Genomic DNA, 13,374 nt, shown 5'->3' with positions numbered 1-13,374 from the left:
AGGCGTGCGCAGCGACACCTCTCACTCCTCGTCCCGCCTGCCCCGCGTCCGTGCCTCCGCGCTCGTCGGGCGCGGCTGGCTCAACACCGGCGGCCGCGACGTCGCCCTCGCCGACCTGCGGGGCAAGGTCGTCGTGCTCGACTTCTGGACCTTCTGCTGCATCAACTGCCTGCACGTGCTGGACGAGCTGCGCGAGCTGGAGGAGCGGCACCGCGACGAGCTGGTGATCGTGGGGGTGCACTCGCCCAAGTTCGCGCACGAGGCGGACCCGGACGCGCTCGCGGCCGCCGTCGAGCGGTACGAGGTGCACCACCCCGTGCTCGACGACCCCGAGCTGGTGACCTGGGGCGCGTACACGGCGCGCGCGTGGCCTACGCTCGTCGTCGTCGACCCGGAGGGGTACGTCGTGGCGCAGATGGCGGGGGAGGGGCACGCGTCCGCGATCGAGGCGATCGTCGAGGAGCTGGTCGCCGAGCACGAGGCCCGGGGCACCCTGCACCGCGGCGACGGGCCGTACGTGCCGCCGACGCCGGAGCCCAGCACACTGCGCTTCCCCGCCAAGGTGGTGACGCTGCCGGGCGGGAACCTGCTCGTGGCCGACGCCGGGCACCACGCGCTGGCCGAGCTCGGGCCCGACGGCGAGACGCTCCTGCGGCGCATCGGTTCGGGGGAGCGCGGGCTCGCCGACTCCCGCGGCGACGCGGCCCCCGACGAGGCGCGGTTCAGCGAGCCGAACGGGCTCTGCCTGGTGCCGGACGAGCTGCGCCCGGCGCTCGGCTACGACGTGCTCGTCGCCGACACGGTGAACCACGCCCTGCGCGGCGTCGACCTCGCGACCGGGCGCGTGCGGACGGTGGCGGGCACGGGCGAGCAGTTCATGGTCGGCGGGATGGAGAACGTCGTCGGGTCGACCGACGCGTTCGACCCGGCCGCGACCTACCCCGCGACCACCGTGCGCCTCAGCTCCCCGTGGGACGTCGCCTGGTCGCCGCGGCTCGGCGCGTTCGTCGTCGCGATGGCCGGGAACCACACGCTGTGGGCGTTCGACCCGGCGGACGGGCACGGCTCGATCCGCCTGCTGGCCGGCACGATGAACGAGGGCCTGGAGGACGGTCCGGGCGGCGACGCCTGGTTCGCCCAGCCGTCCGGCCTGGCCCCGGTGACGGGACCGGGCGCGGATGATGCGCTCTGGCTCGCCGACGCCGAGACGTCCGCCCTGCGCCGGGTGACGCCGGCCGACGACGGGGCGGTCGTCGTGACGACCGCCGTCGGGCGAGGGCTGTTCGACTTCGGCCACCGCGACGGCGCGGCGGACGAGGCGCTGCTGCAGCACCCCCTGGGCCTGGCGACGCTCCCCGACGGCAGCGTCGTCGTCGCCGACACGTACAACGGCGCGCTGCGGCGGTACGACCCGGCGGTGGACGTCGTGACGACGCTGGCGACCGGCCTCGCGGAACCGAGCGACGTGCTGGTCGAGACGTCCGACGACGCGGTCCACCTGCTCGTCGTGGAGTCCGCCGCGCACCGGCTGACGCGGGTGGCGCTGCCGGCGGACGTCGCGGGCGAGGTGCTCGACGGCGGCGCGCACCGCGTGGCGCGCCCGGCCACGCCGGTGGCGCCCGGCGAGCTGCGGCTGGACGTGCCGTTCGTGCCCGCGCCGGGACAGAAGCTCGACGACCGCTGGGGCCCGTCCACGGAGCTGCGCGTCAGCGCCACCCCGCCCGACCTGCTCCTCGACGGCACGGGCGACGGCGTCGACCTCCGCCGCGTGCTGGTGCTGAACCCGGACGTGGCCGAGGGCGTGCTGCACGTGACGGCCAAGGCGGCGTCGTGCGACGTCGTCCCGCTCGGCCCGGACGGCGAGCCGGACCCCGACGTCTTCCCCGCCTGCCACCTGGCGCAGCAGGACTGGGGCGTGCCGGTGCGCGTCACGGCCGACGGCGACGCGTCGCTGAGCCTGCCGCTGCGCGGCTGACGCGCGCCGAGGCCGCGGCACCCTAGGGTTCCCGTCGTGACCGCATCGAGCCCCGCCGACGTCCTCGTCGCCGGCCCCGTGTCCTGGAACCGCATCGTGCACCTCGACGCGCTGCCCGACCCGACGCCCCACACCGTGTTCGCGCGCGGCGCCTACGACGCCGTCGGCGGCACCTCCGCGGGCAAGGCGCTGAACCTGGCGAGCCTGGGCCGAGGAGTCGTGCTGCGCACCGTGCTCGGGGACGACGACGAGGGCGCGCGCGTGCGCGGCGTGCTCGACGACGCCGGGGTGCGCGTGCTCGCGGAGCCGTCGCCGGACGGGCGCACCGAGAGCCACCTCAACTTCATGGACACCGGCGGCGGCCGGCTGTCCGTCTACCTGCGCGCGCCCGGCGAGGTCGCCGCCGCCGGGCCCGGCTGGGACGCGACGCTCGCGGCGATCGACGCCGCCGCGGCCGTCGTCGTCGACCTCGCCGCGCACTCCGTGCCCGTGCTGGTCGCGGCCGCCGAGCGCGGCCGCGACGTGTGGGTGGACCTGCACGACTACGACGGGGCCACCGCGTTCCACCGCCCGTGGGCCGACGCCGGCACGCACGTGTTCCTCAGCTCCGACCGCCTGCCCGACCATCGGTCCTTCATGGCCGATCGCCTCGACGCCGGGGCTCGGCTCGTGGTGTGCACGCACGGCGCCCGGGGCGCCACCGCCCTCACGGTCGACGGCTTCCTCGACGTGCCCGCGGAGCGGGTGGACGACGTCGTCGACACCAACGGCGCGGGCGACGGGTTCTTCGCCGGCTTCCTCGACGCGCACCTGCGCGGGGCGGACCTCGCCGGGGCGCTCGCGGCGGGCACCGCGCACGCCGCGCGGGTGGTGCGCAGCCCGGGCCTGGCTCCCGTCGGCTGACGCCGCTCCTGCGGGGTTCCACGTCCCGGACGCCGCGCGACACGCCGCAGGGCGTCGATCCTCCCCGCGGTCGGGTCACGTCGCGTCACGCCAGACCCGTGTCCCGCGCGACGATCGCCGCCTGCATCCGCGACACGACGCCGAGCTTCGCGAGCACGCGCGACACGTGGGTCTTGGCGGTGGCCTCGGTGATCACGAGCTCGTCCGCGATGCCCTGGTTGGACAGCCCGCGGCCGAGCGCGCCCAGCACGTCGACCTCGCGCGGCGTGAGGCCCGCGAGCCGGGGATCCGCCGGGGCGGCCGGGTTCGGCGGCGCGGCGGCGGCGGACGGCGCGGCGGCGGTGCCCGTCAGCTGGGCGAGCACGCGGCGGGTGACCTCGGGCGCGAGGACGCCGTCGCCGGCCGCGACGCGCCGCACCGCGTCCAGCAGCGCGGCGGGCTCCGCCGTCTTGAGCAGGAACCCGGCGGCCCCGGCACGCAGCGCGCCGTCCACGTACTCGTCCAGGTCGAACGTCGTGAGCACCAGCACCGCGGCCAGCCCCTCGCCCGTGATGGTGCGGGTGGCGGAGATGCCGTCCACGCCGGGCATGCGCAGGTCCATGAGCACGACGTCGGGGCGCAGCGCCCGCGCGTTGGTCACGGCCGCGGTGCCGTCGGCGGCCTCGCCCACGACCTCCACGTCCGGCGCGGCGTCGAGCAGCAGACGCAGCCCGGCGCGGATCGCGGCGTGGTCGTCGGCCAGCAGGACGCGCACGGACGCGTCGGGGCGGGACGGGGTGCTCACACGGCCTCCTCGGTGTGGTCGGGCTCGAGGGCGGCGACGGCGTCCGTGGGCACGACGGCGCGCACCAGCCAGCCGCCGCCGGGCGCCGGGCCGCCGCCGAACGTGCCGCCCACCCCCTCGGCCCGCTCGCGCATCGTGAGCATCCCGGTACCCGCGCTGAGGGCGCCCGCGGGAAGGGCGCCGTCGGGCAGGGCGCCGTCGGGCAGGGCGCCGCCGCGGGCGCCGCTGCGGACCTCCAGCACCACCTCCGACCGGCGGGGCTCCGGGAGGTCGTGGCGCGCGAGGCGCACCACGACCGCCGCCCCCGGCGCGTGCTTGCGGGCGTTCGTGAGGGCCTCCTGGGCGATGCGGTGCAGGGCCTGGCCCGTCGCGGCGGGCAGCGGGGTCGTCGTGACCCGGTCGGGGTCCTCGACCGTCACGTCGGCGCCCGCCGCCCGGGCGTCGTCGACGAGGGCACCGAGCCGGTCGAGGCGGCCGGGGGCCGCCAGCGGGTCGCGGGGGGCGTCGGCGCGCAACAGCTCGATCATGGCGCGCATCTCCGCGAGCGAGGCGACGGAGCTCGCGCGGACCTGCTCGAGCGCGGCCCGGTCCCGACGCGCGCCGGCCGCGTCGTCGGGCGGCACCGCGAGCGCGGCGCCGGAGTGGATCGCGATGGTGGACAGGTGCGAGGCGATGACGTCGTGCAGGTCGCGCGCCATCGCGGCGCGCTCGGCCTGCACCGCCTCGTGGCGGTCGAGCTCGGCGATGGTGGCGAGGTCCGCCGCGCGCTCGCGCTCCAGCTCGGCGGCCCGGGCGGCCTCGTCGGCGCGGGCCCGCTCGAGCTCGGCGAGCTCCGTCTTCTGCCGCACGTTGTCGGCCCACCACATGGGCACCAGCAGCACGGCGCCGAGCTGCAGGCCGGTGTAGACGAAGTAGCGCACGTCGCGGGCGGCCTCGCCCGCGGCCACCGCCCCGACGACGCTCACGGTCAGGGCCGTGCCCCACAGCCAGGCCCGGGCCCGCGGCCCCGACCACAGCGCCGCCCCGTACAGCAGGTCCCACAGGACGAGGACGACGGCGAGGGTGCCGCCCCACGCGAGGTCCACGAGCGTCACGACGAGCCCGCCCGCCAGCGCGAGCATCGGGTTCGCCCGCTTGACGAGGATGAGCATGCAGCCGACGGCGAGCAGCGCCACGCGCCACCACGGCTCGGGGTCGAGGTCGTCGAGGCGACCGCCCCAGCGGACGATGTCGACGAGGCCGACCTCGATGAGGAGCCACCCCAGGAGGAACGTGAGGACGGCGGTGACGGCGTCGCCCCGCCGGTCGTCGGCGGTCGCGAGCGTGCGCAGCGCGCGGGCGAGCGTGCGCCACCACGGCCCGGAGGGGCCCGGCCCGGCAGGTTCGACGCTCACGGCTCCATCCCAGCACAGCGCGCCGCGGCGCGAGTCGTCCGAACGGCGTACGGCGGGCCGCGGGCCCGCGGCAGGATCACCCGATCGGGCGACGACCGCGCCCGTGCCGGCCCGCGAGGATCGGGGCATGGATCTTCCCCTGGACCTCGGTGGGCTGGAGGGTGCCGGGCTCGGCGCCATGGCCGGCGTGCTCGTCGTGCTCGCGCTGGTCGACTCGACGAGCTTCGGCACCCTGCTCATCCCCGTGTGGCTGCTCATGGCACCCGGCCGGCTCCGGCCGGGCCGCCTGCTCGCCTACCTCGGCACCGTCGCGGTGTTCTACCTCGCCGTGGGGGTGGTCGTCCTGCTCGGGGCGGGGGCCTTCCTCGACCGGTTCGGCGACGCCCTCGACTCGCGGCCGGTGATGATCGCGCAGCTGCTGCTGGGCATCGGGCTGGTCGCGCTGAGCTTCCGTTTCGACGGCAAGAAGGCCCGTGCGCGGGCCGAGCGGGAGGGCGCGCGCCCCGGACGGCTGGTGCGCTGGCGGGAGCGTGCGATGGGCCTCGACGCGGCCGTGCCGGGCGCGGACGCGGCACCCGGCGCCGTCGGCACGACCACGACGGTCGTGCGCAGCCGGGCCTCGGTCGCGCCGCTCATGGGGCTGGCGCTGGGCGCCGTCGCGCTGGAGGTGGGCACGATGCTGCCGTACCTCGCGGCGATCGGCCTGCTCACGGCGTCCGACCTGACGACGCCGGTCGCCGGCGGGGTCCTGGCCGCGTACTGCGTCGTCATGGTGCTGCCGGCGCTGCTGCTCACGGCGGCCCGGCTGGTCGCCGCACGCCGGGTCGACCCGCTGCTGCGCCGGCTCGAGGCGTGGCTGTCCAAGAACGCCGCCGAGATGACCGGCTGGGTGCTCGGCATCCTCGGCGTGCTGCTGGCGCTGAACGCCATGGGCGGCCTCGGCTGGACCGGCTGACGGGTCAGGCGCCGAGCTCGGTGAGCATGCGCTCGAGGTTGGCGCGCGCCGCCGCCTCGTGCTCGGCGACCCACGGCCCGGTGTACCCGCGCGGCACGACCTCCACGACCAGCAGGCACGCGAAGTACGCGCGGTACAGCCGCAGCCGGGTCCAGGCGTCGGGGTCGCCGGCGCCGGGCGTGCCGTCGCCCAGCCCCAGGTGCCCGCCGGCCGACCGGTAGCCGGCCAGCAGGCCGGCGTCGACCGCCCCGACCCCGAGCTGGTCGCACCCGACGAGCTCGAACAGCGGGTCGCCCCACAGCGCGCGCTCGGCGTCGAGCACGCCGACGACGGTGCCGGCGCGCGGGTCGAGCAGCAGGTTGCCCGGCCACAGGTCGGCGTGCACCAGGCGGGGGGTGGTGACGCGGGCGAGCAGGCCTCGGTGGCGCTCGACGGCGGCCCGCAGCCGGTCGGCGGGCAGCGGCACGCCCCACCGGCCGGCGTCGTCGAGGACGGCGTGCGCCATCGCGGCGAAGGCCTCCGGCCAGGTGGCCGCGCCGAGGCGGGCCTCGGGCGCCGGGTAGCCGAACCGGTCTCCGGTGATCCGGTGCAGCGACGCCATGACGCCGCCGAGGGACCGGCGGGCGCGGGCGGTCGCGTGCTCGTCGAGGTCGAGCGTGCTCCACAGGGCGCCGTCGAGGAAGGTCGTGACGAGCGCGTCGCCGTCCACGTGGGCGCGCGTCGCGTCCACGTGCAGCACCCGCGGGACGGGGATCCCGGCGTCGTGGGCGAGCCGGTCGACGCTCGCCTCGGTGCCCAGCAGGCCGCGCTCGTAGCGCAGCAGGCGGGACGTGTCGGCCCCGGTCACCTTGACCACGACGCGGCGCCCGTCGGCGAGGTCGACGCGCTGGACGCTCGCGAACAGCCCGCCGGTCAGGGGTTCGACCCGCGCGACGACGCCCAGCGGGGCGACGAGCGCGGCGACCTGGTCGGCGCTGACCGCGGTCTTGGTGAGCATGCGCGTGAGCGTAGCCGAGCGCCGTCAGGGGCCGGCGAGCAGCGGGACCAGGTCGTGCAACGAGTCGACGACGGTGGCGCGGGCCGCCTCGGGGCGCTCGGCGTGCAGGTAGCCCCAGGGGCCGCGGCGCAGCAGGACCGGCCGCATCCCGGCGTCGGCGGCGGGCAGCACGTCGTTGTCGAGGCGGTCGCCGACGTAGGCGATGTCGGCGGGCGGGAGCCCCGCGAGCTCGGCGACCCTGGCGAAGAACGCCGGCTCGGGCTTCTGCACGCCCCACTCGTCGGAGGTGCGGATCGCGTCGACGGGCAGGTCCATGGCCTCCAGGGCCGCGCGCGCCTGCGGCGGCTGGTTCCCGGCGACGACGACGGCGAGCCCGGCGGCGCGCAGCGCCGCGAGCGCCGGCCGCACGTCCGGGTAGAGGTCGTCGGCGTCGAAGTTCTCCCGCAGGCCGTCGGGGTCGTCGGCGGCCCAGCGCGCGAGCTCGGCGGGCACGTCGACGTCGGGCCGGACCAGCTCGAACGCCCGGCGGTGCGAGAGGTCGAGCGCGGCGCAGCCGCCGAGCACGCCCATGAACGTCAGGGCGGGGACGCCCAGCCGCTCCGCCCAGCGGGTCCAGATCCGGGTCTCGTCGATCAGGGTCTCTCCGACGTCGAACACCACCGCGCGCACCATGGCGCGACCTTATCCGGGGCGGGCGGACAGCCGGTTGTCAGCCGCCGTTCAGACGTGGCGGCTATCGTGCGACCCATGGCCGCATCGATCCCCGTCACGCTCTCGACCGCCTCGGTGTACCCGCGGCGCGCGGGGTTCGCCTTCGAGGTGGCGGCGGAGCTCGGGTACGACGGCGTCGAGGTCATGGTGTGGTCGGACGACGCGACGCAGGACCCGGCCGCCCTGACCCGCCTCGCCGACGAGCACGGCGTGCCGGTGCGCTCGATCCACGCCCCTACCCTGCTGGTGAGCCAGCGCGTGTGGGGCCGGGCGCCCGCGTCGAAGCTGCGCCGCGCCGTCGACATGGCGGGGGAGCTGGGCGCGTCGACCGTCGTCGTGCACCCGCCGTTCCGCTGGCAGTACAAGTACGCGCGCCAGTTCCAGGACCTCGTGCACGAGCTCAACGAGTCCGGCGAGGTGACGGTCGCGGTCGAGAACATGTACCCGTGGCGGCCGCGCTCGAAGGGCGAGCGGGAGCTGAAGGCGTACCTGCCGGGGTGGGACCCCGCCGACCACGACTACGACGCGGTGACCCTCGACCTGTCGCACGCGGCCGTCGCGCAGCAGGACGGCCTCGCGCTCGTCGCCGGGTTCGGCGACCGGCTGCGGCACGTGCACCTCGCCGACGGGACGGCGTCGGCCCGTGACGAGCACCTCGTGCCGGGGCGGGGCGACATGGGCTGCGCCGCCGTCCTCGAGGACCTCGAGCGGCGCGGGTTCGGCGGCGACGTCGTCGTCGAGATCTCGACCCGCAAGGCGCGCACCGCCCACGAGCGGCACGCCGACCTCGAGGCGTCGTTGCTGTTCGCCCGCGCGCACCTGGCGCCGGTGCCGCAGAAGTACTCGCCGCCGCCGCCGGAGCACCGGCACCGGCCCGCGGACGCCTGGACGCCCGGCAGCTGACCCGGGCCGCCGACCCGGACGACCGGGTGGGTCAGGCCGCCGCCTCCTGCGCGCCGACCGCCCGCAGCACGAACACCTCGGCCGCGCGGATCGCCCGCTCGCGCGCCGCGGGGTCCTCGGGGATCAGCCGCCCGGACAGGCAGGCGTTGACGAGCTGCACGGTGGGCTCGATGTCCTGGCGGGGGAACTCGCCGTTGGCGATGCCGGCCCGCAGGATCCGCTTGAGGATCGACTCCACGATCTCGGCGTGCTCGCGCAGGCGCGCCTGCGTGCTGCGGGAGAGCACGGTCCGCAGGTCGGGACCGGGCGCCAGGTGGAAGACGCGGGCGAGCTGCGCCTGCTGGCGGATGTAGGTGCGCAGCTGTGCGACGGGGTCGTCGACCTCGGCGAGCGCGCGCTCCAGCGTCTGCGCGTACTGCTCGGTCTCGTGCGTGATGAACCCCAGCAGCAGCGCCTCCTTGTCAGGGAAGTGGTTGTAGACGGCGGTGCGACCGACCCCGGCTGCCGTCGCGATGTCGGCGAGCGTGATGGAGTCGAAGCCGCGTTCCGACATCAGCGTCGACAAGGCGGTGAACAGCTTGTGCCGGGTCATCTGGCGGTGCTCGTGGAGGCTCTTGCCGATGATCTTGGGCATGCTGACATCATAGGCAGCCGTTGTCAGCACCTGGGACCAGGGGGCGGCGCTATGGTGCCGTTGTGACCGACTCCACCGGCTCCCCCGACGTGCCCGCCGCCCAGCCGGACGGCATCGTGCCCGACACCAAGGACTGGACCTGGGTGCTGTCCCGGACGTGCCCCGAGTGCGGCTTCACGGCCGCCGGGGTCCCGGTGGCGGACGTCGGCACGGTGGTGCGCGACAGCCTGCCCCGCTGGCGTGCCGTGCTCGCCCGCCCGGAGGTGGGGGAGCGGCCCCAGCCGGGCGTCTGGTCGCCGCTCGAGTACGCCGCCCACGTGCGGGACGTGTTCCGGATCTTCGACGAGCGGCTCGTGCAGATCCTGACCGTCCGCGACCCGCAGTTCGCGAACTGGGACCAGGACGTCGCCGCCCTCGAGGGCGACTACGCCGGGCAGGACCCCGCCGTGCTCGCGGACGAGCTCGAGCAGGCGGGCCGCGTCGTCGCCGACCGGTTCGACGCCGTCGCGCCGGCCGACGAGGAGCGCGCCGGCCGCCGGTCCGACGGGTCGGAGTTCACCGTGCGGACGCTCGGGCAGTACTTCGTGCACGACTTCGTCCACCACCTGCACGACGTCCGCGCCTGAGGGGCCGGCGCGGCGCAGGCGTCACGGGGCGCCCGTGACGCAGTCGTGACCCGTTCGTGTCTCGTGCGTGACCCCTCCGGGCGATCTGCCCGGTACGTTCCGCTTCCATGGCCTCCGACCAGTCCCTCGTCCCCGACCAGCACTCGGCCGGCCACGTGCTGGTCGTGCCGGCCGCGACGGGCCCCGCGGAGGTCGCCGGCCTGGCCGCCGCGTGGTTCGACGACACCGTCTGGCTGACGCCGCCGCCCGCCCCCGGCGCCCCGCCGCCACCGTCGCTCGGTGCCCGCTTCCGCGGCCTGCGGCGCGCGCCCGAGCCCCCGCCCGGGCCCGCGGTGCTGCGACTGGGCGACGAGCACCGCGCCACCGGCCCGTTCGAGGTGGCCCCGGCCCGCGCCCGCGCGCTCGGGGTCGTCGACCCGGCGGCCGCGTGGGCGCTGGACCGCCTCGACGGAGGGCACGACGCGCGCGGCCCGCAGCCCGCGACGTACGACGACCCGGACGGCATCGCCCGCGCCTTCGCGGCCGGTCTGCCCGAGCGGGGCGAGCTGGAGGTGGTGCGCTGGGCGGTCGCCGCGGCCCGCCGGGCCGGCGGCGTGCTGCTCGCGGACGGGCGCGAGGCGCTGCGCCCCGACCCGTCGTCCGGCGTCGACCTCACGCTGTGGACGTCGCGCGTGCTGACGCCCGCCGACCTCCTCGCGGCCGTCCGGACGCTCGTCGCGACGGCGCGACCGGCACAGGACGGGAGCGTGGGCGCGGACTATCGCGTGGTCGCCGCCACCCCGTACGACGGGGCGACGGTGGTCGACGTCGTCCGTGCCGAGGGCTGGCCGCGGCCGGTGGTGGGCGAGCAGGGGAGGGCGGTCGCGTACCGGGTCCGGTGGGAGCCGCAGGACGCGGAGGAGCTCCTGGTGGAGCGTCCGTCGGGGGTGCACCTCATCGCCCGTGCGCGGACGCGGGTGCTGCACGCGCGGCTGGCGCAGGAGCTGTGCCGCCGGGTGGGCGGCACGGTCGTCGACGACGACGGGTTCGTGGTGACGCCCCAGGCGCTGGACGCCCGGCTCGCGGAGGTGCCCGGGGCCCGGGCCTGGGTCTGACGGCACGGTCCGACGGCGTGCCTGTGGAGACAGCCCGAGTTATCCACAGGCTGTGTCCACCGCGGCCGCCGGCCCGGCTGTGACGCCGCTCACCTGCGGCGATCCGTCGTCCCGCGGTCGCGGACGGCGCGCGACCGGCCGTCGTCCCAGGGTGCGACGTCCGCCCGAGGGGTGGGAGCCGCGGAATCCTGCGGATTGCGCGGGAGGGGGCGGGGAAGGTGGTCCGTGTCGACCGGGTCATGGTCCGCATCGCGGACGCTGCCGGTGCCGTGCGTGCGGAGTGTTCGTCCACAGATTGTTTCCACAGGCCTGTGGGCGGTGTGGGGATTCCGGGGCTGCTCCTGTGGACGAGCCTGTGGCCGACGAGACCGGGCCGAAAAGTTGCTCCAGACCCCTTGCACAGCGCTGCGACCAGGTCTAGAAACGTGCGTACCGGTCTCGTGGAGATCGGGCCGCCGATCCCCTGCGACGCACGGTCGCGGCCTCCTCCACGAGACGCCGGTCGACCGGAGAACGACGGGCCGTCCCGTACCGCGGTGCGGGTTGTGGGTGACGACACAGGAGCCTGTACGGGGCCGGAAGACCACCCGCGTCCGGCGGTTCGTGGAGAACGGATCCCGGTGGGGCGATGGCGCGCCACAGTGTCGCGCAGGAGCCGCACCGGGGACGACGAACCGCCGGGGCCGTGACGTCGACCACGGCGCCTCTGATCCCCGGGATCGTCGATCAGAGGTACGCGGTCATCTCCGAGGCCCCCCGGCCGCCCCGGGGGGCCTCGGCACCCGATCGCCCCGCCCCGGGGCCGACACCGTCGTCGGCCCACGGGGCAGGGCCCGACATGAGACGCTCGCCCCCATGAGCAACCTCGAGACCCGCCCGGTCGAGCGCACCTGCACCGCCGGTGAGCGGCCCGCAGGCGTCGAGCTCCTCACCGCGCGCGACGTGCCGCTCGGGGGACCGCGCGCGATGAACGTGCGCCGCACCATCCCGCAGCGGCAGCGGTCCCTCGTCGGCGCCTGGTGCTTCTGCGACCACTACGGGCCCGACGACGTCTCCCGCTCGGCGGGCATGCAGGTGCCGCCGCACCCGCACATCGGGCTCCAGACGGTCTCCTGGCTCTTCGAGGGCGACATCGTGCACCGCGACTCGGTGGGTTCCCTCGTCACCGTCCGGCCGGGGGAGCTCAACCTCATGACGGCGGGCGTCGGGATCTCGCACTCCGAGGAGTCGCCCGCCCGCGACCGCACGCCCACCCTGCACGGCGTCCAGCTGTGGACCGTGCTGCCGGCTGCGCACAAGGACGTGGCACCGCACTTCGAGCACCACGGGGACCTGCCCGTCGCCGAGGTCGACGGGGCGCGGGTGCAGGTGTTCATGGGGTCGCTCGACGTGGCAGGCGCGACGCTCACGTCCCCGGCCACGACGTACAGCCCGCTCGTCGGGGCCCAGGTCGACCTGCCCCCGGGCGGGCGAGTCGAGCTCGGCGTGGACCCCGGGTTCGAGCACGCGCTCCTGGTCGACACGGGCGACGTCACCCTCGCCGGCGACGTCGTCCCGCCGGCGGCCCTCGGTTACGTCGCGCCCGGACCGGACCGCCTGGTCGTGACGGCGGGCGACGCGCCCGCGCGCGCCGTCCTCATCGGCGGCGAGCCGTTCGACGAGGACGTCGTCATGTGGTGGAACTTCGTCGGCCGCACCCACGAGGAGATCGTGGCGGCCCGTGCCGACTGGATGGCCCAGGTGGCCGACGGCGGCGGCGGCGACCGCACGGCCTACGCGGCCGGTGCCGCCGACCGGCGCTTCGGCCAGGTGCACGGGTACGACGACGGTCCGCTGCGCGCGCCCGCCCTGCCCGACGTGCGCCTGCGGCCCCGCTCGCGACCGGCCTGACGGCTCCTCAGCCGGCCGCCGCCTCGCCGGGGAGGAGCTGCAGCTCGACGACGGGCACGACCCGCAGCCAGTCGTCCTCCCCCCGTTCGCGGGCGAGCGGCTCCGCCCAGGCCGTGAGCACGCCCCGCAGCCGGTCCCACGCCGCGGGGTGCTGGGACGTGTAGGCCCGCAGCTCGGCGGCCCCGTCGTCGGGCGACATGGTCGTGGCCCGCGCCCGGACGTCGCGCAGCCGGCCGATCGAGACGAGCACGCGGGGGTCGGCCTGGACGTTCCGGAACCACTGGGAGCGCGGCCCGAGCCCGGCGACCACGACGATCCGGTCCGGGGCCGGCCGGCCGGACACCTCGAGCACCACGTACCGGGGCTCGCCGCTGGAGCGCCCGCGGTGGGTCAGCATGAGCAGCCGGTCGCCGAGGAGCGCGCCCAGGCCGTGCCGGTACAGCCAGATCGGCGAGCGGACGAACCAGCGGGTGTGCAGCGCGCGGGAGACCAGGTCCATGGGCCGACG

At 76.5% G+C, this 13,374-nt stretch carries 13 protein-coding genes; 7 read left to right on the top strand and 6 right to left on the bottom strand.

The features are described from left to right. Window positions 1–4 precede the first annotated feature (4 nt). Together IEW03_RS01960 and IEW03_RS01955 are read left to right on the top strand one after the other, a co-directional pair. A complete protein-coding gene (locus tag IEW03_RS01960) occupies window positions 5–1,975 on the top strand; it encodes an NHL domain-containing thioredoxin family protein (protein WP_188521950.1) in 1,971 nt (656 codons plus the stop codon). 36 nt (window positions 1,976–2,011) lie between these two features. Next, on the top strand, window positions 2,012–2,878 hold the full coding sequence (locus IEW03_RS01955) for a carbohydrate kinase family protein (RefSeq protein WP_188521949.1): 867 nt from the start codon (window positions 2,012–2,014) through the stop codon (window positions 2,876–2,878). Window positions 2,879–2,963: 85 nt separating this feature from the next. On the opposite strand, the gene IEW03_RS01950 is transcribed toward IEW03_RS01955, so the two are convergent. Beyond that, window positions 2,964–3,662 (bottom strand): response regulator, encoded by a 699-nt coding sequence (locus tag IEW03_RS01950; protein ID WP_188521948.1) that lies wholly within the window; start codon window positions 3,660–3,662, stop codon window positions 2,964–2,966. Continuing rightward, window positions 3,659–5,056, bottom strand: coding sequence for a sensor histidine kinase (locus IEW03_RS01945; RefSeq protein WP_188521947.1), 1,398 nt, complete (start codon window positions 5,054–5,056; stop codon window positions 3,659–3,661). The genes IEW03_RS01950 and IEW03_RS01945 overlap by 4 nt, the downstream gene beginning before the upstream one ends. A 127-nt stretch (window positions 5,057–5,183) precedes the next feature. Between IEW03_RS01945 and IEW03_RS01940 the strand changes: the two genes are divergently transcribed. Further along, entirely contained in the window at window positions 5,184–6,011 is an 828-nt protein-coding gene (locus IEW03_RS01940; RefSeq protein ID WP_188521946.1) for a GAP family protein, read from the top strand. A 4-nt stretch (window positions 6,012–6,015) separates the two neighbouring features. On the opposite strand, the gene IEW03_RS01935 is transcribed toward IEW03_RS01940, so the two are convergent. Then, entirely contained in the window at window positions 6,016–7,008 is a 993-nt protein-coding gene (locus tag IEW03_RS01935; RefSeq protein WP_188521945.1) for a phosphotransferase family protein, read from the bottom strand. A gap of 24 nt (window positions 7,009–7,032) precedes the next feature. Further along, complete coding sequence (locus IEW03_RS01930) at window positions 7,033–7,680, bottom strand: HAD family hydrolase (RefSeq protein ID WP_188521944.1); 648 nt, start codon at window positions 7,678–7,680, stop codon at window positions 7,033–7,035. 75 nt (window positions 7,681–7,755) lie between these two features. Here IEW03_RS01930 and IEW03_RS01925 point away from each other — a divergent pair, with 75 nt between their 5' ends. Beyond that, complete coding sequence (locus IEW03_RS01925; protein WP_188521943.1) at window positions 7,756–8,622, top strand: sugar phosphate isomerase/epimerase family protein; 867 nt, start codon at window positions 7,756–7,758, stop codon at window positions 8,620–8,622. Window positions 8,623–8,653: 31 nt separating this feature from the next. Here the strand turns inward: IEW03_RS01925 and IEW03_RS01920 are convergent, their stop codons facing one another. Beyond that, the gene (locus IEW03_RS01920) at window positions 8,654–9,256 is read right to left on the bottom strand and encodes a TetR/AcrR family transcriptional regulator (RefSeq protein WP_188521942.1); all 603 of its coding nucleotides are present in this window, start codon (window positions 9,254–9,256) and stop codon (window positions 8,654–8,656) included. Window positions 9,257–9,318: 62 nt separating this feature from the next. Here IEW03_RS01920 and IEW03_RS01915 point away from each other — a divergent pair, with 62 nt between their 5' ends. From IEW03_RS01915 to IEW03_RS01905, 3 genes are all read left to right on the top strand, one after another. Beyond that, window positions 9,319–9,882, top strand: coding sequence for a DinB family protein (locus IEW03_RS01915; RefSeq protein ID WP_229737312.1), 564 nt, complete (start codon window positions 9,319–9,321; stop codon window positions 9,880–9,882). A gap of 107 nt (window positions 9,883–9,989) precedes the next feature. After that, window positions 9,990–10,976 carry a hypothetical protein gene (locus IEW03_RS01910; protein WP_188521941.1) on the top strand — a complete coding sequence of 329 codons (987 nt, stop codon included), beginning with the start codon at window positions 9,990–9,992 and terminating at the stop codon, window positions 10,974–10,976. 855 nt (window positions 10,977–11,831) lie between these two features. Next, window positions 11,832–12,866, top strand: a complete 1,035-nt coding sequence (locus IEW03_RS01905) for a pirin family protein (RefSeq protein WP_188521940.1) — start codon at window positions 11,832–11,834, stop codon at window positions 12,864–12,866. 7 nt (window positions 12,867–12,873) lie between these two features. Here IEW03_RS01905 and IEW03_RS01900 read toward each other — a convergent pair whose 3' ends face one another. Continuing rightward, entirely contained in the window at window positions 12,874–13,365 is a 492-nt protein-coding gene (locus IEW03_RS01900; protein WP_188521939.1) for a nitroreductase family deazaflavin-dependent oxidoreductase, read from the bottom strand. Window positions 13,366–13,374: the final 9 nt, after the last annotated feature.

The organism is Isoptericola cucumis (assembly GCF_014635665.1).
GTDB classification, from domain to species: Bacteria; Actinomycetota; Actinomycetes; order Actinomycetales; family Cellulomonadaceae; genus Isoptericola; species Isoptericola cucumis.
The sequence above is the reverse complement of the archived record's forward strand: the minus strand, read 5'-3'. Positions and strand labels throughout refer to the sequence as shown.